This window comes from Lentzea sp. NPDC005914 (assembly GCF_040629405.1).
Taxonomy (GTDB): domain Bacteria; phylum Actinomycetota; class Actinomycetes; order Mycobacteriales; family Pseudonocardiaceae; genus Lentzea.
In genome coordinates this window covers 22,979-42,350 of sequence record NZ_JBEXVQ010000036.1, presented here as the reverse complement: position 1 = coordinate 42,350, position 19,372 = coordinate 22,979, and the positions used below count along the sequence as shown (strand labels likewise).

The 19,372-nt window shown below is 69.0% G+C and carries 18 protein-coding genes; 2 read left to right on the top strand and 16 right to left on the bottom strand.

All coding sequences use genetic code 11. The features are described from left to right. Positions 1-46: 46 nt before the first annotated feature. Entirely contained in the window at positions 47-391 is a 345-nt protein-coding gene (locus tag ABZ345_RS37260) for an ANTAR domain-containing protein (protein ID WP_359859380.1), read from the top strand. On the opposite strand, the gene treZ is transcribed toward ABZ345_RS37260, so the two are convergent. From treZ to ABZ345_RS37225, 7 genes are all read right to left on the bottom strand, one after another. Further along, positions 310-1,992, bottom strand: a complete 1,683-nt coding sequence (gene treZ / locus ABZ345_RS37255; RefSeq protein WP_359859378.1) for a malto-oligosyltrehalose trehalohydrolase — start codon at positions 1,990-1,992, stop codon at positions 310-312. The two genes, ABZ345_RS37260 and treZ, sit on opposite strands and share 82 nt — an antisense overlap. Continuing rightward, positions 1,989-4,082: a malto-oligosyltrehalose synthase gene (gene treY / locus ABZ345_RS37250; RefSeq protein ID WP_359859377.1), complete on the bottom strand. Its 2,094-nt coding sequence runs from the start codon at positions 4,080-4,082 to the stop codon at positions 1,989-1,991. The genes treZ and treY overlap by 4 nt, the downstream gene beginning before the upstream one ends. Continuing rightward, positions 4,082-6,187 (bottom strand): glycogen debranching protein GlgX, encoded by a 2,106-nt coding sequence (gene glgX, locus ABZ345_RS37245; protein WP_359859375.1) that lies wholly within the window; start codon positions 6,185-6,187, stop codon positions 4,082-4,084. The genes treY and glgX overlap by 1 nt, the downstream gene beginning before the upstream one ends. A 668-nt stretch (positions 6,188-6,855) precedes the next feature. Next, positions 6,856-7,158: a hypothetical protein gene (locus ABZ345_RS37240; RefSeq protein ID WP_359859373.1), complete on the bottom strand. Its 303-nt coding sequence runs from the start codon at positions 7,156-7,158 to the stop codon at positions 6,856-6,858. Positions 7,159-7,251: 93 nt separating this feature from the next. Beyond that, positions 7,252-9,066, bottom strand: a complete 1,815-nt coding sequence (locus ABZ345_RS37235) for a 4-alpha-glucanotransferase (RefSeq protein ID WP_359859371.1) — start codon at positions 9,064-9,066, stop codon at positions 7,252-7,254. A 105-nt stretch (positions 9,067-9,171) separates the two neighbouring features. Beyond that, complete coding sequence (locus ABZ345_RS37230) at positions 9,172-9,597, bottom strand: RidA family protein (protein WP_359859369.1); 426 nt, start codon at positions 9,595-9,597, stop codon at positions 9,172-9,174. A gap of 200 nt (positions 9,598-9,797) precedes the next feature. After that, positions 9,798-10,724, bottom strand: a complete 927-nt coding sequence (locus tag ABZ345_RS37225; protein ID WP_359859467.1) for a LacI family DNA-binding transcriptional regulator — start codon at positions 10,722-10,724, stop codon at positions 9,798-9,800. A 33-nt stretch (positions 10,725-10,757) separates the two neighbouring features. On the opposite strand from ABZ345_RS37225, the gene ABZ345_RS37220 reads away from it, so the two are divergent. Then, positions 10,758-11,207, top strand: a complete 450-nt coding sequence (locus tag ABZ345_RS37220; protein WP_359859367.1) for a peroxiredoxin — start codon at positions 10,758-10,760, stop codon at positions 11,205-11,207. Here the strand turns inward: ABZ345_RS37220 and ABZ345_RS37215 are convergent. The 9 genes from ABZ345_RS37215 to ABZ345_RS37175 all read right to left on the bottom strand — a co-directional run bounded on the left by ABZ345_RS37215 (position 11,194) and on the right by ABZ345_RS37175 (position 19,361). Further along, positions 11,194-12,135: a TIGR03619 family F420-dependent LLM class oxidoreductase gene (locus tag ABZ345_RS37215; protein WP_359859365.1), complete on the bottom strand. Its 942-nt coding sequence runs from the start codon at positions 12,133-12,135 to the stop codon at positions 11,194-11,196. The two genes, ABZ345_RS37220 and ABZ345_RS37215, sit on opposite strands and share 14 nt — an antisense overlap. A gap of 46 nt (positions 12,136-12,181) precedes the next feature. Then, the gene (locus ABZ345_RS37210) at positions 12,182-12,529 is read right to left on the bottom strand and encodes a hypothetical protein (protein WP_359859363.1); all 348 of its coding nucleotides are present in this window, start codon (positions 12,527-12,529) and stop codon (positions 12,182-12,184) included. Between the two features lie 12 nt (positions 12,530-12,541). Then, complete coding sequence (locus ABZ345_RS37205) at positions 12,542-13,150, bottom strand: TetR/AcrR family transcriptional regulator (protein WP_359859361.1); 609 nt, start codon at positions 13,148-13,150, stop codon at positions 12,542-12,544. Positions 13,151-13,152: 2 nt separating this feature from the next. After that, the gene (locus tag ABZ345_RS37200; RefSeq protein ID WP_359859360.1) at positions 13,153-14,103 is read right to left on the bottom strand and encodes an LLM class F420-dependent oxidoreductase; all 951 of its coding nucleotides are present in this window, start codon (positions 14,101-14,103) and stop codon (positions 13,153-13,155) included. 77 nt (positions 14,104-14,180) lie between these two features. Beyond that, positions 14,181-14,837, bottom strand: a complete 657-nt coding sequence (locus ABZ345_RS37195; RefSeq protein WP_359859358.1) for an O-methyltransferase — start codon at positions 14,835-14,837, stop codon at positions 14,181-14,183. Positions 14,838-14,850: 13 nt separating this feature from the next. Then, complete coding sequence (locus ABZ345_RS37190; RefSeq protein WP_359859356.1) at positions 14,851-15,546, bottom strand: L-tyrosine 3-hydroxylase; 696 nt, start codon at positions 15,544-15,546, stop codon at positions 14,851-14,853. A 59-nt stretch (positions 15,547-15,605) separates the two neighbouring features. Then, positions 15,606-17,117 carry an aromatic amino acid ammonia-lyase gene (locus ABZ345_RS37185; protein WP_359859354.1) on the bottom strand — a complete coding sequence of 504 codons (1,512 nt, stop codon included), beginning with the start codon at positions 17,115-17,117 and terminating at the stop codon, positions 15,606-15,608. A 100-nt stretch (positions 17,118-17,217) separates the two neighbouring features. Beyond that, positions 17,218-17,943, bottom strand: coding sequence for an SDR family NAD(P)-dependent oxidoreductase (locus ABZ345_RS37180; protein WP_359859352.1), 726 nt, complete (start codon positions 17,941-17,943; stop codon positions 17,218-17,220). Next, positions 17,943-19,361: an AMP-binding protein gene (locus tag ABZ345_RS37175; RefSeq protein WP_359859350.1), complete on the bottom strand. Its 1,419-nt coding sequence runs from the start codon at positions 19,359-19,361 to the stop codon at positions 17,943-17,945. Before ABZ345_RS37175 ends, ABZ345_RS37180 begins: the two co-directional genes overlap by 1 nt. Between the last annotated feature and the right edge of the window lie 11 nt (positions 19,362-19,372).

Sequence of the window (19,372 nt, the reverse complement as noted above, 5' to 3'; positions counted from 1 at the left end):
CACATCGGCATGCCGCTGTGACCAGACGACGTGAAAGGAGCCGGCGGTGTCGTCCGCGAGAATCACCGCCCTCGAGGCCGAGGTGGCAGGGCTGCGCAAAGCTCTGGCGTCCCGGACCGTCATCGGGCAGGCCACTGGCCTGATCGCCGCACGCAAGCCCTGCACACCCCAGCAGGCGTTCGGACTGCTGGTCCACATCTCCCAGCACCACAACATCAAGCTGCACGTCGCCGCAGACCGGCTGGTGGCGGCGTTCGTGCACGCGCACCTCGGCCGGACGGTGAAACCGATCGACCAGATGCTGTGGGATCACATCGACGCGACGACCGCGAACGACGCGGGAGAAAGCGACGACGGGTTCGCCGAGGAGGTCAGCAGCACTTCGCCCTGAGGCAGCGGGACGGGCGTTGTGCCGAGATTCACCACCACGCGGGTCGTCCCGCGGTGCAGCGTGAAGCAAAGCCCGTCCTGCTCCACCACGAACCTGTCCAACCGCGGATCGGCCAGCTCCGGGCGGGAGCGGCGCAACGCGATCAGCGCCTTGTACGTCTCCAGCACCTTTGCGTGGTCGCCGTCGACCAGTTCGTCCCAGTTCAGCCGCGAGTTCTCGACGGTCTGCGGTGACATCGGGTCCGGTACGTCCGACTCCCCCCAGCCGTGCCGCGCGAACTCCCTGCGCCGTCCGGTGCGGACGGCCTCGGCCAGCTGCGGGTCCGGAAAGGACGCGAAGAACTGCCACGGCGTGCTCGCCGCCCACTCCTCCCCCATGAAGATCATGGGCGTGTAGGGCGAGCAGAGCACGATCGCCGCCGCGCACAACAACTTTCCTGTGGAGACCGTCGCGGGTAGACGGTCGCCGGTCGCGCGGTTGCCGATCTGGTCGTGGTTCTGGGTGTAGGCGAGGAACCGGTAGCCGGGGACCAACGCCGTGTCGACCGGTTTGCCGTGGTGCTTCTCGCGGAACGACGACCAGGTGCCGGCGTGGAAGAACACCTTCTCCAGCGTGTTCTTCAACGCTCCCGGTGCCGCGAAGTCCTCGTAGTAGCCGAAGGTCTCGCCCGTCAGCGCGACGTGCAGGCAGTGGTGCAGATCGTCGGACCACTGCGCCTGCAGGCCGTACCCGCCGCCTTCGCGCGCGGTCACCAGCCTCGCGTCGTTGAGGTCGGACTCGGCGATCAGGCTGAGCGGCCGGTTGAGCCTGGCCGAGAGCGCGTCCACCTCGGCGGACAGCTCTTCGAGGACGTGCACCGCGCGCCGGTCCGCCAGCGCGTGCACGGCGTCGAGCCTGAGCCCGTCGACGTGGAAGTCGCGAAGCCATTGCAGGGCGTTGTCGATCACGTACCGGCGGACCTCGTCGGAGTGCGGCCCGTCCAGGTTCAGCCCCGGGCCCCACTCGTTGCGCCCGGCGAAGTACGGGCCGAACTTGTCCAGGTAGGCACCGGACGGTCCGAGGTGGTTGTAGACGACGTCGAGCAGCACGGCGAGGCCTCGCGCGTGGCAGGCGTCGACGAACCGCTTGAACCCGTCCGGGCCGCCGTACGGGTGGTGCACCGCGCCCCACAGGACGCCGTCGTAGCCCCAGCCCTCGGTGCCGTCGAAGCTGTTGACCGGCATGACCTCGACGAACGTGATGCCGAGGTCCACCAGGTGGTCGAGCTTCTCGATCGCCGCGTCGAACGTGCCCTCACGGGTGAACGTGCCGATGTGCAGCTCGTAGATCACGCCGCCCTGCAGCGTCCGGCCCGTCCACCTCTGGTCGGTCCACTCGAAGTCGTGCGCGTAGACGCGGGACGCCTCGTGCACGCCGTTGGGCTGCCACAGCGACCGCGGGTCCGGATACGCCTGGCCTTCGATGACGAACGCGTAGTCCGTCCCTGCCGGCGATTCGGCGTCGGAGTGCCACCAGTCGCCGTCGCGCTTCATCTCGTGGTCGAAGCCGTTGACGCGCACGTGCACCGACTCGGGCGTCGGCGCCCACACCGAGAAGCTCACTCGTCCCCCCGCACCAGCAGTGCCACCGGATACGTGCCGAGCAGCGACGACAGGTCCTCGCTCGACGGCCGCCCGGTCAGCACGTCCGTCCACTTCGAACCCGGCAGCGGCAGAACCGTGTCCTGCCAGCCCTTGCGCGCCAGCCCGACCGGAAGTCTCGTGGCCACCGCGATCACGCCGGATCGTTCGAACGCCAGCACGTGCTCGGCGGCCGGACCTTCGGCGCGCAGCGGCCGGTAGCCGTGCAGACCGCGTTTGCGGACGTGCAACGCCTTCTGCACGACCAGGAGCTTCGCGGCGCCCGAGTCGTCGACCTCCGGCAGCCAGCCGTTCTCGATGCGGTCCAGCAGCTCGGCGCGGACCGCGTAGTCGACGGGACGGCGGTTGTCCGGGTCCACGAGCGAGAAGTCCCACAGCTCGGTGCCCTGGTAGATGTCCGGCACGCCCGGCGCGGTGAGCTGGACCAGCTTCTGCCCCAGCGCGTTCGACCAGCCGGGCGCCTTCACCCGTTCGGCGAAGGCGGCGACCTCTGGCTCGTTCAGCACCTTCGCGGGCCACGCGGCCACTTCGGCGTCGAACTCGGCGTTCCGGTCGACCCAGGACGTCTTGACCTTGGCCTCCCTGGACGCCTTCTCCAGGTACTGACCGAGGCGCTCCTCGGTGATCGGGAAGGCGCCGACGAGCGACTGCCACGCGAGCCTGTTCAGCGTCGGCTCGGAGATGCCGTGCTTCTCGGTCATCGCGGCCTCGAACGCCAGGTACTCGTCCGGTATCTCGGCCAGCACCGCGAGCCGCGCGCGAACGTCCTCGGACCGCTTGGTGTCGTGCGTCGACAGCGCGGTCATGGCGGCCGGCGTCTGCGCCTCACGGGCCTGGGCGCGCTGGTGGAACTCCTCGACGGGCATGCCGAACCGGTCCGGCGAGCCGCCGACCTCGTTGAGCGCCACGAAGTTCGTGTACCGGTAGAACGCCGTGTCCTCGGTACCCTTCGCGACGACCATGCCGGACGTCTGCTGAATCCTGGTCGCCAGCTCGCCCCGCGGATCGGCCCTGACCTGCTCGTCGAGCGCGCGCACCGCGGGCGACCTGGCCTTGCGCACCGCGGCCTCCCAGTGGTGCGAGCCTTCCGGCAGGTACGACCGGTACACCGGGAAGTTGACCATCACCTCGGCGACGGCCTGGCACGCGTCCTCGAACTCGACGCCCTGCACGAGCCGTGCGATCCGGCGCACCTCGGCGACCAGGATCGAGTCCGCGACCTGCTGCCGCGACGCGTGCTCGACCTCGTGGAAGGCCGCCGAACCAGTCTTGGCGGCGAACCTGTCGGTGGGCGCGATGAACACACCGCAGACCTCGCGCAACGCGTCGTAGCCCGTCGTGCCGTCGACCGGCCAGCTCTGCGGCAACTGCTCGTCCGGGCCGAGGATCTTCTCGACGACCAGCCATCCGTCGAAGTGCTCGCGCAGCCGCCGGAAGTAACCGCCGGGATCGGCCAGTCCGTCCGGGTGGTCGACGCGCAACCCCGTGACGCCCCACGACAACACCTCGCGGTGGGTCGCCTCGAACACCTCGGGGTCCTCGACCCGCACCGCCGCGAGCTCGGTGATGTCGAAGAACCGCCGGTAGTTGAGCTCGCTGTTGCCGCGCCGCCAGTCCACCTTCAGGTAGTGCTCGTGGACGTCGTCCTCGGCGTCTTCCCCGAGCACCGGCAGCAGGACCTTGCCCGACGACCAGTCGATGTCGAAGTACCGCGCGTACTTCGAGGCCTGGCCCTTCTCGAGAACGTCCTCCCACCACGGATTCGGCACGACCATGTGGTTCGGCACGATGTCGACCACGAGCCCGAGGTCGTGCTCCGCCAGGCTCTTCTGCAGCGCGATGCGACCCTCGTCGCCACCCAGCGCAGGCCGCGCACGGGTCGGGTCCACGACGTCGTAGCCGTGCGTGGACCCTTCGCGCGCGTCGAGCATCGGCGACGCGTACAGCGCGCCGACTCCCAGGCGCGCAAGGTAGTCCGCGACGCCGGCGGCGTCGGCGAACGTGAAATCCGGGGTGAGCTGGACGCGGTACGTGGAGAAAGGCGCGCCCATCAGCCCACCCTCTGCAGCACGGCGAGCGACCGCGCGGTAAGGGTCAGCTGGCCGCCCGCGACGATCGGCTTGGCACCGTCACCGACCTTGCCGGTCGTGGTGTCGACCACCACCGTCCACTCAGGACCGTACTCGGCGTCGGGCAGCGTCACCTCGATGTCCTCGTAGTGCGCGTTGAACGCCAGCAGGAACGAGTCGTCGACCACCCGCATCCCGCGCGAGTCGAGGTCGGGGATGCCCTCACCGTTGAGGAAGGTGACGACGCACTTGCCGAAGTCGTCCCCCCAGTTCTGCTCGGTCATCTCCTCACCGGACGGCGTGAACCACGCGATGTCGCGCAGCTCCTCGCCCTTGCGGATCGGCCGCCCCGCGAAGAACCGCTTGCGCCGGAACACCGGGTGCGCCTTGCGGAACCGGGCGAGCGCCGCCGTGAACTCGACCAGCTCGGCGTTGGTCTCCAGCAGCGACCAGTCGACCCACGACACCTCGTTGTCCTGGCAGTACGCGTTGTTGTTGCCGTGCTGCGTGCGCCCGAACTCGTCACCGTTCACGATCATCGGCACACCCTGCGACAACAACATGGTCGCCATCAGGTTCCGCCGCTGCCGCGCCCGCAGCGCCAGGACCTCCTCGTCGTCGGTCGGCCCCTCGACCCCGCAGTTCCACGACCGGTTGTGGCTCTCGCCGTCCTGGTTGTTCTCGCCGTTGGCCTCGTTGTGCTTCTCGTTGTACGACACCAGGTCGTTGAGCGTGAACCCGTCGTGCGCCGTCACGAAGTTGATCGACGCGTACGGCCTGCGCCCGTCGTCCTGGTAGAGGTCGCTGCTGCCGGTGATCCGCGACGCGAACTCGCCGAGCGTCGCCTGCTCACCGCGCCAGAAGTCCCGGACCGTGTCCCGGAACTGACCGTTCCACTCCGTCCACAGTGGAGGGAAGTTGCCGACCTGGTACCCGCCGGGCCCGACGTCCCACGGCTCCGCGATCAGCTTGACCTGCGACACCACCGGATCCTGCTGCACGACCTCGAAGAATGTCGCCAGCCGGTCCACGTCGTAGAACTCGCGGGCCAGCGTCGCCGCGAGGTCGAACCGGAACCCGTCGACGTGCATCTCGGTGACCCAGTACCGCAGCGAGTCCATGATGAGCTGCAACGTGTGCGGCGAGCGCACGTTGAGCGAGTTGCCGGTGCCCGTGTAGTCCATGTAGAACTTCGGGTCGTCCTCCACCAGCCGGTAGTACGACTCGTTGTCGATCCCGCGCATCGACAACGTCGGCCCGAGGTGGTTGCCCTCCGCCGTGTGGTTGTAGACGACGTCGAGGATGACCTCGATCCCGGCCTGGTGCAGCGCCCGCACCATGCCCTTGAACTCCTGCACCTGGTTCAACGGCAACGCCGAGTAACCGTCGTGCGGCGCGAAGAAGCCGATCGTGTTGTAACCCCAGTAGTTGCTGAGCCTGCGCTCCGCCAGCGTGTGGTCGCTGATGAACTGGTGCACCGGCATCAGCTCGACCGCCGTCACACCCAGCTTGAGGAGGTGGTCGATCATCACCGGATGCGCGAGCCCCGCGTACGTGCCCCGCAGGCGCGGCGGAATCTCGGGGTGGTCGATCGTGAGGCCGCGAACGTGCGCCTCGTAGATGACGCTCTCGTTGTACGGCGTCCTGGGCAACCGGTCGTTCGTCCAGTCGAAGAACGGGTTCACCACCACCGACTTCGGCACGTGCGGCGCCGAGTCGGTGTCGTTGCGCTCGTCCTCCGCCCCGAAGTTGTACCCGTACAGCGCCTGGTCCCACGACAGCCCGTTGGCGATCGCCTTGGCGTACGGGTCGATGAGCAGCTTGTTCGGGTTGCACCTCTGGCCCCGTGACGGGTCGTACGGGCCGTGCACGCGGTATCCGTACTTCTGGCCGGGGCCGATGCCGAGCAGGTAACCGTGGTGGACGAACCCGTCCACCTCCGGCAGCCTCACGCGTGTCTCAGTGCCGTCCTCGTCGAACAGACAGAGCTCGACGTACTCCGCGACCTCCGAAAACAGGGCGAAATTGGTGCCTACGCCGTCGTACCCGGCGCCAAGCGGGTAGGGCGTACCAGGCCAGGGTCGCACAATGCTCCTCACGAACAGGTAGCTACCGAACATGACCGTATCCGACTCACACCGGCCGGGCTTCCAACCGGTGGATCGGGACCCGGTCTGACCGCGTCACAGCCACCTGTCCTCGTGCAGGGGGTCTTCGGCGAAGGGAACGAGCGGTCGGCCACGACCACGACTACCCCGCCGCCGCGTCTTGTACGCCAGTTGCCGACGAACCGCGGCGAACCCGGAGTCAGCGCTCGACCGGGACGACCTGCGGTGGCGGCGCGGAGGTGTGGACGCACGTGCCAGGTGAGTGGGCCCACGCCCACGCCCACTACGGCGTCCGGCCGGACTGATGACAGGTCCCTCGCGCCACACCTCACAGGTGCGAGCGCGGTACCAGCGCCTACCTTCGAGGCGGACCGCGGCCGACGGACGCGGGCTGTGCCGGCGTGCCGGTTTGCGGGTCGACCTGAACCTCGGAAAGCCCGACGCACGGCACCGCAGTGCGCGGACAGAGTCCGCGCCTGTGCCGAGGTCGGGTCCGCTGCGAACCGGTAGGCCTGGTGGACGATCACACCTGAACCCTACGAGCGGGCACCGACGAATTCGGGCCCGTCACTCGAAGGTTCTCACGAGGGTGGGAGCGGCTTAATTCGAACGCGTGATCGTCACCGACAGGCGACTACCGGGTGCAGTCATACTCCTTCGTGTGCAAGTACCAGCTGCCCACGTGCGGCCGTGAGCAACGTGCGTGCTTCCTGGATCTCCACGTACTTCAGGTGTTCGCAAGCAGCCTCCGCGCACGCCAGCGCGTGCTGCAGAGCGATGTTGTCGTCCACGGGTCCTGCGTCCCGCAGCGCGTCACGCAGGGATTCCTCCGCGCGCCGTGCCCCGACCACCGGGTCGCCGAGTGCCGCAGGCCTCACCGAAGCGAGGACCTGCTCGACGGCCAGTTCAAGCACGCCGGTTGGTGTCCGCGTGCTCACGGCTGAGCTCATTGGGTACGCCACCTCCAAAACGTTCGTCGTCCGCCGTCGGGTGACGGCCTTACAGTACTCCGCAGGTACGTGACCTGCCGTTACGCAAAAGTTTCATCTTTCCCGGCTGCGCAGGGGACGGGTGATGTCCCGGACGCGGGGAAAGAGATCGTCCAATGCCACGGGCAGGGGAATTCTCCAGTTCGGGTGCTCGTCGATCGTGCCCGGCACGTTGGGCTGCCGGGTTTCCCGCAGAGCGTCCTGAGGTGAAGTCAGGACCAACGCGCAGGGTGCCTGCGCGAGCAGTTCGTGGGCGCCCGCGACCCGGTCCGCGGAGTCGATGCCCTCCTGGCGCATCAGCTCGTCGAAGTCAGGGCCGTCGGGGCCCGCGAAGAACGTCGCCGCGGTCGGGAGGTCGTGGGTCGAGATGCTGGCCATCTGGTTCGGGTTCCACTGCGACGGCGGGATCAGCGGGTGGCCCTCGGCGTAGTAGTCGCGCTGGAAGTACAGGACGGCGCTGGTCAGCATGCCGTTCTCCTGCAACGTCTTCGTGACGACCGGCTCGACCGTGCCGAGGTCCTCGCCGACGACGACGGCACCGGCGCGGTAGGCCTCCAGCGCCAGCACGCCGAGCATCGCGTCGGCGTCGTAGTAGACGTAGGTGCCGCGCGACGGCGGCTCGCCCGGCGGGATCCACCACAACCGCCACAGGCCCGCGACGTGGTCGATGCGGATGCCGTCGGCGTGCTTCAGGACGCTGCGCAGGACCTGGCGGAACGGGCGGTAGCCGGTCTCGGCGAGCTTGTCCGGGCGCCACGGCGGCAGGCCCCAGCCCTGGCCGTCCGCGCTGAACGCGTCGGGTGGCGCGCCGACCGTCACGTCGATGGCGAAGACGTCCGGGTCCGCGAACGTGTCCGCGCCGCCCGGCGAGACCCCCACCGGCAGGTCGTGGATGACGCCGACGGCCATGCCGGCCTCGTGCGCGGCGAGCCGGACGTCCTGGAGCTGGCGGGTGCAGAGGTGCTGCAGCCAGGCGTGGAACGCGACCCGCTCGGGAGCCGCGTCCGCACGATCCGCGGGCCACGTGCGCCAGTCCTTGCCGTGGACCTCGGCCAGTGCGCAGTACGTGGCGAAGGCCCGGAGGTCGGCGTCCATCTCGATGTCGCCACCGGGGAACAACAGCTCCAGCGCCTGTCGCTTGGCGTCCCAGATCGCGTCGTAGTCGATCAGGTCCTGGTGGTCGGGCCGCAGGTCGCGGATCAGCTGCCGGGTGCGCGGGCAGGCCTGCAGGAACTCCGCGGTGTCGGTGATGCGCAGGTACAGCGGGTTCGCGAACCGGCGGCTCGTCGGCGAGTACGGCGAGCGTTCGACCGGGTGCGTCAGCGACGGCGCCTGCACCGGGTTGACCAGCACCACGCCCGCGTCGAGCTCCAGGGACGACCGGCGCGCGATCGTGGCGAGGTCGGCGAAGTCGCCCATCCCCCACGAGTCCTTCGAGCGGGCGGCGTAGAGCTGCAGCATCCAGCCCCAGGTGCGGGGGACGTCCGGGAGCGTCCTGGGCGCGACGGCCAGCGTGATCGTCTGCTTGTCCGTGACGATCCGGTGCCACCCCAGCGGCAGCGAGTCCGGCAGGTGACGTTCGACCTCGAACGTGTCACCGTCCTCCAGCTCGACGGTGGCCGGCCCGCGCAGGTCGTACGTCTCGTACTCGCGGATGACGATCGTGGGCGGGAGGACCTGTTCCGCGCGGCGTTGTTCGACCAATGCCAGCTCACGGGCGACCGAGTCCTCAGTGGACGCGTCAACACCGAACTGGGCGAGGACCTTGACGACGACCTCGGTGTCGACGACGACCTCTTGCTGGTCCGCGTTCTCGTACCGAGTGGCAACGCCCCAGGCGTCCGCCAGTCGCGCCACCAACTCCTCCACAGATACAAGCTATGTCACAGCTCGGTGCTTATTACCAGAGCAAATGGTCCCTGGTCACCCGATGGGTGCAGGCCGGATGGGACGCACACTCTCAGGTTCATTCCCTTAGACATCCGATGCTTCGCCGGGAATGGCGACCACCGCTTCGACCTCGACCAGAAAATCGGGCCCGAACAACGCGGCGACCTGAACCAACGTGCTCGCGGGGTTGGGCACTTCGCCCAGCGCGGGCCTCAGAATCTCGTCGCGCACATCACGAATGGTCTGAACCTCCGACGCATCAAGCACATACCAGGTGAACTTGATGACATCCGACCAGTCGGCGCCGAGATTTTGGATGACGTGATGAAGATTGCTCAACGCCCGCCGCGTCTGGGCGCCCAGGTCGTCCACCCCGACCACGCAACCCTGGGCGTCGACTGCGACCTGGCCGGAGATGAAGGCGAGCTTCCCGGTGACCGCGACCGCGTGGGCGTAGCCGGGCGTCGTCGGCAGCGCGGGCAACTCGGTCAGGCGCTCTTCGGCGGGCATGTGCCCACCCTACGGTCCCGGCGTGCACGTGGTCGGACGGCTGCTGCTCGGTGCGGTGGATGGGCGAGTTGCGCAGTACAACCTGGACCACGTGCGACAGGCCCCGCGCATCCGTTTCCGCACCGCGACGTACATCGACGGACCGCTCGAAGGACAGACGCATCCCTGCGCACCGGTGGAACTCGGTGCCCGAACCGGCCTCAGTCGCCCCACGCCGTGCTGACCGGCCCGCTCGAGTTGCGCACGACCAGCCGCACGTGGTGCTCCGCCGGCTCGATCTCCCCGCCGCGGATCAACGTGAACAGGTCCGCGACCGCCCGCTCCCCCTGTTCCTTCGCCGCACCCTCCACAGCGGTCAGCCCGACCACCCTGGTGAGCTCCTGCCCGTCCAGCGACACGATCGACACCTCGTCCGGCACCGCGCGCCCGTCCCGTTGCATGCGCAGGTAGATGCCCAGCGCCGCCGCGCCGTTCGAGCTGATCACGGCCGTGGGCAGGCGTTCGCCGTCGAGCAGCACGTCGACCACCTGCTCGCCGCCGTCGACGGTCGGCGAGCACCAGACCGTCCACTCCGGACGGACCTCCAGCCCGGCCGCGGCGAGGATCTCGTCGTACCCCTCGTCCACGCCGTCCGAGAGCACCAGCGCGACGTCCCGATGCCCTAGCGCGACCAGGTGCGAGACAGCCGTCTGCACCGCGTGCCGGAGATCGGCGTCGTCGACCGTGATGTGCGGGACCTCGAGCGACTCCAACGCGGTCTGTTCAGCCTCTGTCAAAGACATGGACAGAAGAAGCACTCCGTCCACACGGCGCCCCAGCGGCAGCTCGCCGAAGAACTTCGACCGCGACTCGGAGTCGCCGAGCACGTACAGCAGCACGTCGTACCCGGCCTGCCGCAGCGCGCCCTCCGCACCGGCCAGCACCGGGCTGACCTCGGACGTCAGCACCGCTATCGCGTACCTGCGGCCACCGGCGAGAGACGAGGCGTCGCGCGCGATGGCGTACTTCATCCGCCGCGCGACCTCGCTCACATGCTGCCGCGTCGCCTCGGACACGCCCGGTTCGCCGCGCAGGGCCCGCGATACCGTCGCAGCGGACACCCCTGCAGCCTTGGCCACATCGGACATGCTGGTCACGGTTTTAGAGCGTATTGGAGATCCATGAAGCCCGGCGACCTCGCCCCCGACTTCACCCTGCCCGACCAGGACGGCACCGACCGCAAGCTGTCCGAGCTGCTCGAGAACGGCCCGGTCGTGCTCTTCTTCTACCCCGCCGCGATGACGGCCGGTTGCACCGCGCAGAGCTGCCACTTCCGCGACCTCGCCGCCGAGTTCGAAGAGGCGAAGGCACAGCGCGTCGGCATCTCGACCGACGACGTCGCGAAGCAGAAGCAGTTCGCGGAGCTGAACAACTTCGACTACCCGCTGCTCTCCGACGTCGACGGCGAGGTGGCGGAGCAGTTCGGGGTGAAGCGGCGGTTCGGGCCGATCCCGGTCAAGCGGCACACCTTCGTCATCGACGTCGACCGCGAGGTCATCGAGGTGATCAAGAGCGAGTTCTCGATGAACTCCCACGCGGACAAGGCGCTGGCGGCACTCAGGAATCGGTGACCGGCCCGGGGACCGTGCCGTGCGCAGCGGGGTGTTGCCCCCTCCACGCTCGCGCCAGGTCCAGGTACTCGTCGACGGTGTTCGCCGTCAGCTGGAAGTCGGCGAACACCTCGTCCACGACACCCTCGACGCGCCGCACGTAGTCCGCGAACTGGCCGATCGTGCCGACGTGCGGGACGTGCGCCGGATCAGCCTTCTCCGCTGTGATGTGCGGGTTGATCCGCAACGGGAACCGCAGCGCACCCGGATCGCGGCCGAACGCCTCGGCCTGCTGCCTGATCGACGCGATCGTGGCCTGAAGCATCGGCAACGGCAGACCGACGGCGAGCCAGCCGTCCGCCCGCCGCGCGACGCGGGTGAGCGCCGGCGGCACCAGGCCCGCGAGCAGCACCGGCGGCCGGCGCACCGGCCTGGCCTTCACCAGCGACTCCGGCACCGTCCACAAGGGACCTTCGTGCGCGACGACGTCGTGGGACCAGAAGGCGTCCAGCACGTCCAGGGTCTCCTCCAGCCGCGCGCCACGGCCTTCCCACGGCACGCCCACCGCCTGGTACTCGTCGCGCATCCAGCCGACGCCGATGCCGAGGTCGATCCGGCCGCCGCTGAGCTGGTCCAGGGTCGTCACGGTGCGCGCGAGCAACGCGGGCGGCTGCCACAACGCGTTGAGCGTGCTGGTCCCGAGCCGCACCCGTGACGTCGTCGTCGCCACGGCGGCGAGCAGCGTGAGCGGGTCGAGGAAGTTCTCGTAGGCGGACGGGATCACGCCGTCCGGGGTGATGTACCGGTCGCGCGGCGCGACCGGGAGCAGCAGCCGGTCCGACACCCACAGGCTGTCGAAGCCCATGGCCTCCGCCTCGGCGGCGACCCGCAGCGTGGCGGAGGGGTCGGCGAACACGCCGTACTGGGGCAGGGCGAGACCGAGTTTCATGCCGCCAGCCTGCCGGGAATCCCTTTCTCCCGTCTTGATTCGCAGGTCAGAACCCGTGGACGCGCTCACATGGGAAACTGCCCGCCATGCGTTTCCACCTGCTCGGACCGGTCGCGGTGTCCGGCGACGACGGCACCAAGGTCGCGCTGCCGGGTGCCCGTGCCAGGGCGACGCCGTTGAGCTTGGTGCGCTCGGGGAACAACTCGTCGACGTTGCGTCCCAGGTGGTCGATCGAGGGGTCCATCGCGACGAACTCCGCGCCGGTGGCGGTGATCCTGTCGGCGAACACACGGCCGGTGCACCAGCGCACGCGGTGACCGCGCGACGTCAGAGCGCGGGCGATGGGCAACAGCGGTGCGACGTGGCCGGGCATGGTCGCGAACAACAGGTCCATGCCCGTAGTCGATCACGCCGCCCTTTCCGGATCCTTTCCGTCGCCGGACGACTCGGACAGCCCCGCGAGCACGAAGTCCGCGATCTCGGCTGCCAGCTGGGAAGGCGGCTTCGGCCCGTCCGGCCGGTACCACATGGGCAGCTGGTTCACGACGCCCAGCGCGATCCGCACCACGGTGTCCGCGGGCACGACGGAGCTGAACTCCCCGTCCGCCTGCCCCTTCTCGATCACCGCGAGGAACGTCTCGTGGTAGCGGCGCCGCTCGGCCCGGAACTCGGTCATCCGGTCCTCGCCGAGCCGGTGCAACTCGCGCACGAACACAGCGGTCTCGTCGACCTGCTCGGCCGTCGAGACCACCAGACTGCCCAGAATCTCCCGGACCGTGGCAGCGGCCGGCAGTCCGAGGCCGATGATCCGGTCCATGTCGGCGGACTGGGACGTGATCAGCAGCCGGTAGATCTCGAAGAGCAGGTCGTCCTTCGCGCGGAAGTAGTGGTACAGCGCGCCTTTGGTCACCTGCGCGGCCGTGACGATCTCCTGCACCGAAGTCGCGTCGTAGCCCTGCGACGCGAACAGGCGCACGGCCGCCGCGATGATCTTCTGCTCGGTCGCGCTGGGCACGGCTAGGCCTTGGGGGCCAAGGCGCGTACCTGCTCCACCTGGTCGCCACCGGTCGGGAGCAGCGCGATGATCGGAGTGTCGACACCGGCGGTCTGGTACTCGGCGACCCGCGCCCGGCACTCGTCGACGGAACCGTGCACGATCAGCGCGTCCACGACCTCGTCCGGGATCGCCTTCGAGGCGGCCTTGCGGTCGCCGGCGGCCCACGCCTCGTGCATCGGGCGCAGCGCCTCGCCGCGGCCCAGCCAGTCGTGGAACGCCGCGTAGGCGGGCACGGTCAGGTAGGTGCTGATCAGCATGCGTCCCAGCGCCCGCGCGGCGTCGGCGTCCTCGGTCGGGCACACGAAGATCCGCGCGGCCAGCTCCGAGTCGCCGAGCTCCTCGCGCACCTGCGCCACGTCGGTCGCGGCCAGCCAGTTCGTGATCGCGCCGTCGGCCTCACGACCGGCCAGGCGCAGCATGTTCGGCCGCAGGGCCGCCAGCATGATCGGCACCTTCTCGGCGGGCGGGCGCTCCAGCTTGAAGCCCGAGACCTTGAACGTGTCGTACTCGGCCGTGACCTTCTCACCCGCCAGAGCCGCCTTCAGGAACCGCAGCGTGTCGCGGGTCCGCTTGAACGGCTCCTCGAACGGGATCGAGTTCCAGCGCTGCACGATCACGGGCGACGACGAGCCGATGCCCAGCACGAACCGGCCACCGGTCACCTCGGCCATCGTCGCCGCGCTCATCGCCAGCGTCGCGGGCCCGCGCGTGTAGACGGGCACGATCGCCGGGCCGAACCGCAGCTCGGAGGACCACTGGGCGGCCAGGGCGAGCGGCGTGAACGCGTCCGTCCCGGTCGTCTCGGCCGACCACACGTCCGTGTAGCCGAGCCCGGCGAGCTCGGACACCAGCGCGCGGTGCTCCAGCACCGGCACGCCGATCAGCGGCAGCGTGATTCCCCAACGAGCCATGAACGCCTCCAGGTCAGCGACTTGGAGGTCACCCTACCGACCGGTCGGTATGCTCACAACTGCCGCGGGCCCGGCCCCTACTTCTTCCGGGCGAACGTCAGCCCGTCCGCGATGGGGACCAGCACCGACTCCACGCGCGTGTCGTTCAGCACGAACTTGTTGAACGCGTCGATGGCGGCGGCGTTGCCCTCCGGCTGCTCCGAGGCGGCCTCGCCGTAGTAGAGCGTGTTGTCCGCGAGCAGCAGTCCGCCCTGACGCACCCGTGGCACCAGCAACTCCCAGTAGTGGACGTACCCGACCTTGTCCGCGTCGATGAACACCAGGTCGAAGACCGGCTCGTCCGGCAGTTCGGCGAGCGTCTGCGCGGCCGCTCCGAGCCGGAGGTCGATCCGGTCGCGCACGCCCGCCGCCTGCCACGCCTCCTCGGCGATCGCGGTCCACTCGACGGACATGTCGCACGTGATGACCTTGCCGTGCGGGGGAAGCGCCTGCGCGAACGCGAGCGTGGAGTACCCGGTGTACGTGCCGACCTCGAGGACGGTCTGCGCGCCGGTGAGCTTGACCAGCAGGGACAGCAGGACCGCCTGCTCGTGCGGGATCTGCATCTCCGCCGAGTCGCCGAGCTCCAGCGTCCTCGCGATCAGCTTCTCCTGCACCGCGGTGGGCTGGCCCGCCTGCTCGCGCACGTACCGGTAGATCTGCTGGGTCATGACCACGGTCTTGAAGTCGTTCACGCGCGGCCTTCTCTCATAGTCGGGTGGCGAACGTCCTGAGTGTCTCTCCGTACCCGGCCCGAAGTGGGTGTTTCGCGAGGTCGTGACCGATGGCGGACAGGACGGCGGCGCGGTGTGCGCGATAGCGGCTCACGCACACGTTCTCCCGGCTGACGAGGAAGAACTCGTCGAACCGGGCGCGCTCGGCGTCGCTGGTGGGCACGCGGGTACGCCCCGACTCGCGCAGCAGCGAGTTGCCGCCGGGCACGAGTCTGCGCATGACCTCCATGTGTGCCAACAGGTTCGCCTTGCTCGCGATGGAAAGAGGTTCGGCCGCCACGGGCCCCAGTGCGGTACGGGCCCGGCGCAGCAGACCGGGCAGGGGCTCGTAGTCACGTGCCCACCGCCCGCTGAACGCCGGGTCGAACGCCATCATCATCGGCCGGATGACGTCCTCGTACACCTCACGGGAACAACTGCCCGAATAGGCGAGCATCACCGAGTACGCGTCATATCCAAGCGCAGCGAGGCGGACTAGTTGCGAATCAGGCTCGCGTATCAACCGATCGAGTGAATCCGAAAGAAACCTCCAGACCAGAAATGCGCCGTGATGGCCGAGAAACCACCGGTGCACGGCGCGTTCCACCGGATCTTCGGGAGTGTTGATCGCGATGGGAATCTGATAGCAGCCGGTCGCGCACGGAATCAATTCCGAATCCGGCATCGGCATCCGCAGAACGGGCAGGTCGACCCAGGTGTGGCCCCAGGCGGGCGCGCAGACCGGGGCGCTCATCGCACACCCTCCACTTCGGACACGACGGTGTCGAGGAGATCGGCGACGCGGCTCAGGGTGGTGTCAAGTGGCCGATCTTCCACAATCGGCGGCACTTCTTCGGCGATCCGGTCGAACACCGCCGCGAGCTTCGGCGCCAGCGGACGCCGCGCGCCGACGTGCACCGCCTGGCGCAGCCCGATCGCGAGCCCCGCGTGCAGGTAGCGCAGCAGCCCCGACTGGTCGAGCGCGGTGAACGCGGCCTGGGTGCCGAACGGGACGACGTCCTGGTTGTGCAGGTTCGTCGGCAGGCTCTGCACGGAGGCGGGCGTGGCGGCGCGGCGCATCGCGGCCACCGTTGCCGTCGTGCAGAGCTGCACGCCCTGCAGCGCGTGATGCCTGCCCGGCTGCGGGCTGAGCATCGGCGGCAACCCGTTGGTGCGGTGGGGATCCACCAGGAGGTCGAGCTGGCGTTCGGCCAGGTTGCCCAGCTGCACCAGTGCGACGTTGAGCTGGTCGGCCGCGAAGGCGCTGGGCTGACCGAAGAAGTTGCCGCCGTGCAGGACCTCCCCGCTCTCGGGGAAGAACAACGGGTTGTCGCTCACGCCGTTGAGGTCGCGCCGCACCACCTCGTCCGCGTGCCGCACGCTCGTGCCGGCCGCGCCGATCAGCTGGGGCGTGCAGCGGATGCTGTAGGCCTCCTGCAGCGGGCGTTCACGCGATGGTGTGCTGCCCTCGAGCCAGGTCCTGATGGCGGCGCCGGTGTCCGCGACGTCCGGATGGCCGAACGCGGCCAGCAGTCCGACCGAGGTGAACTCGGTGCCACAGCCCAGGACGTCGGTCATCAAGGCGGACAACAGCTCCGCGATCCGGTGCGAGCGGTTCGCCTGTGCCACAGCGAGTCCGAGTGCCGCGGCGGTCACCGAAACGCCGTTCACCAACGCGAGCGCGTCCCGCCCGTCCAGCTGCAGTGTCGCGAGGCCCGCTCGGTTGAGCGCGTCCTCCGCCGGCATGAGCTGACCTTCGAACAACGCGTTCCCGTTACCTCGCAACGCATGCGCGACGTAGGCCAGCGGCTGGAGGTCACCGCTCGCGCCGACCGAGCCGAGCCGTGGCACCGCGGGGGCGAATTCCGTGCCCAGCATGGCGATCAGCGCGACGATGACGTGCTCCGACACTCCGGATCGCCCTTGCGCCAACGCGAACAGCCGCGCCAGCACGGCCGCACGGGCTATCGCCGGTGCCATCAGCTCACCGTGCCCGACGATGTGGTGGATGATCGTGTTGTCGCTCTGACCGGCGCCGTCCGCGCGGCCCTCGAACTCGACGAGCGGACCGAAACCCGTTGTGACGCCGTAAATGGCGCGTCCGGAGCCGCTGACGTCGAGCACGAACTCACGGCAGCGGGCGACCCGTGTTCTGACGTCGTCGGGAAGTTCGACGTGCAACGGACTGCGCGCCAACTCGAGGTGGGCAGGTTCGAGTGCCGCCGCCAGGGTGATGGCAGCGGAGGATGTTCCGACAGGCACAACGCCTCCTGTGGGCGATTCGGGGGGCCTCTCGCGACGATCCCGGTTGACCTGTCGGTGAGGAAGGGCCTAAATGCACTACACGAAGAAATATCGGTTCTCAGTGGTCCTTCTGCGTGATGAGCCCGCCGGAACGGTGATCGAACTCTCCGCTCACGATTCGGGCCAAAAGACCGGCCGACTGCTCCACCGGGGTGAACCTGCCCTCGTCGCGCTGAGATCTGGTCCACTGCGACACCCGTAGCAGGTCCGGGTCGTCCGTGTGCGGGGCGCAGCCGCGGCGCATCAGGCCGGTGTCGACCATGCCGGGGTCGTAGCTCAGCACCGCGATCGGCCGGCGTTTGAGCTCGACCGCGAGGTTCTCGCCGAGCTTGATCACGGCCGCCTTCGACACGGAGTACGCCGTGACGTAAGGCCAGCGGTGCACACCGGCGTTGCTGACCACGTTGATGATCCGTCCACTGGTCATCGTGCGAATCGCGGCGTTCATGGCGGACGCGGTGCCGCGCAGGTTCACCTCGAACGTGCGCCACCAGTCGTTCTCGTCGACCTCCCACGTCGGCCCGACCGGTCCGCCGAGCGCGCCGTTGTTGACCAGCACGTCGACTCCGCCGAGGCTCTCGATGAGCTTCGGGGTCGCGTGCGGGTCGCCCAGGTCCGCTACGTGCGTCTCGACGTCGGCACCCTGTGCCCTGAGCTCGGTTCCCGCGGCGTCGAGGGCCTTCTCGTCGCGGCCGGTGATGACGAGGTGATGCCCTTGCGCGCCAAGGACCTCGCTGAACGCCCTGCCGAGCTCCTTGGCGCCACCGGTGATCAGAACGCGCACTACTCCGCGTCTTTCAGCAGCCGGCGCAGGATCTTGCCGGAGACCGACCTGGGTATCTCGTCCACGAACTCAACCTGGCGCACCTTCTTGAAAGGCGCCACCTCCGCCGCCACGAACGCCATCAGCTCCTCGGCCGTGACGTCGCCTTGCGTCACCACGAAGGCCTTGGGCACCTCGCCGTTAACCCGATCGGGCGCACCGACCACCGCCGCGTCCCTGACGCCGGGATGCCTGCGCAACAACGCTTCCAGCTCCGCGGGCGCGACCTGGTAGCCCCGATACTTGATCATTTCCTTGATGCGGTCGACGACGTAGAACCGGCCGTTGTGGACACGCACGAGATCGCCTGTGCGCAGCCATCCGTCCACGAAGGCCTGTCGCGTGGCCGCGTCGTCGTTCAGGTAGCCGTCCATGAGCTGCGGGCCGCGGATGAGCAGCTCGCCCTGCTCCGCGTCCTCGGTGGTGCCGGGTTCGACGATCCGCGCCTCCGTGCCGGGGCTGAGCACGCCGACGCTCTTCGGGTCGGTCTCCAGGTCGCCGTCGAACGTCTGGTGCGTGCCGCCCGCTTCCGTGAGGCCGTAGCCCTGGCGGATGGGCGCGTTCAGCTTGAGTTCGGCCTGCCGGCGGATGGCGTCGTCGAGTGGGGCGGCGCCGCAGAGGACGAGCTTGAGGTGATGCGGTGTGGCTGTTTCCTCGTGGTCCGCGATCGCGGCGGCAAAGGGTGGCACCAGGAACGCGCGGGTGATCTTGTGTTCTTCGAGGCGGCGCAGGTACGTGCCGGCGTCGCTGCGGGGCATGGTGATCAGCGTGGCGCCGCCGAGCAGGCCCGAGTTCAGGATCAGCGCGAAGCCGTAGATGTGGAAGAACGGCAGGTTCGCGGCGAGGACGTCCGTCTCGTCGATGCGCCAACCCTGGCGTTGCTGCTCCAGGTTGGCCACGAGCGCACGGTGGCTCAGCTTGACGGCCTTGGTGAGACCCGTGGTGCCGCTGGAGAACAGGATGGCGGCCGTGCTCGCCGGGTCTGTTCGCGGGAGCGTTGCCGCGTCGTTTTCCGGCAGGTCGTCGAGGTTCAGCGTCGCTTTGACGTTCGCGAGGGCCTTGAGCCGCTCGATCTCCTGCGGCGTGAGGACCGGGTTGATGAGCGCGGCCGTCGCACCGGCGGCCATGATCGCGTGCAGTCCGACCGCGTACATCGGCCGGTTCGGACTTGCGACCGCGATGACGTCGCCGGGCTTGATCCCTTGGGCGACAAGGCCTTTCGCGGTGCGCTCGACCTGCGTGCTCAGCTCGGCGTAGGTGAGGCTCTCGCTCGTGACGGCGTCTCGCAACGCCAGTTTGCCGTCGCGGCGCGCGAGGACGTGCGCGGGGACCGTGATCGCAGGGACGGCCACCGCGGGCAGGGGGCTGCGGTAGATCACGTGCTCGCTCC

Excerpts from the sequence above, each read along its gene's own strand:
- ABZ345_RS37200 (WP_359859360.1), bottom strand. The coding sequence starts at position 14,103 with ATGGCTCGTTGGGGAATCACGCTGCCGCTGATCGGCGTGCCGGTGCTG.
- ABZ345_RS37210 (WP_359859363.1), bottom strand. The coding sequence starts at position 12,529 with ATGGACCTGTTGTTCGCGACCATGCCCGGCCACGTCGCACCGCTGTTG.
- ABZ345_RS37190 (WP_359859356.1), bottom strand. The coding sequence starts at position 15,546 with ATGCCGATGCCGGATTCGGAATTGATTCCGTGCGCGACCGGCTGCTAT.
- ABZ345_RS37220 (WP_359859367.1), top strand. The coding sequence starts at position 10,758 with ATGAAGCCCGGCGACCTCGCCCCCGACTTCACCCTGCCCGACCAGGAC.
- ABZ345_RS37215 (WP_359859365.1), bottom strand. The coding sequence starts at position 12,135 with ATGAAACTCGGTCTCGCCCTGCCCCAGTACGGCGTGTTCGCCGACCCC.
- treY (WP_359859377.1), bottom strand. The coding sequence starts at position 4,082 with ATGGGCGCGCCTTTCTCCACGTACCGCGTCCAGCTCACCCCGGATTTC.
- ABZ345_RS37230 (WP_359859369.1), bottom strand. The coding sequence starts at position 9,597 with ATGCCCGCCGAAGAGCGCCTGACCGAGTTGCCCGCGCTGCCGACGACG.
- ABZ345_RS37225 (WP_359859467.1), bottom strand. The coding sequence starts at position 10,724 with ATGTCCGATGTGGCCAAGGCTGCAGGGGTGTCCGCTGCGACGGTATCG.
- ABZ345_RS37240 (WP_359859373.1), bottom strand. The coding sequence starts at position 7,158 with ATGAGCTCAGCCGTGAGCACGCGGACACCAACCGGCGTGCTTGAACTG.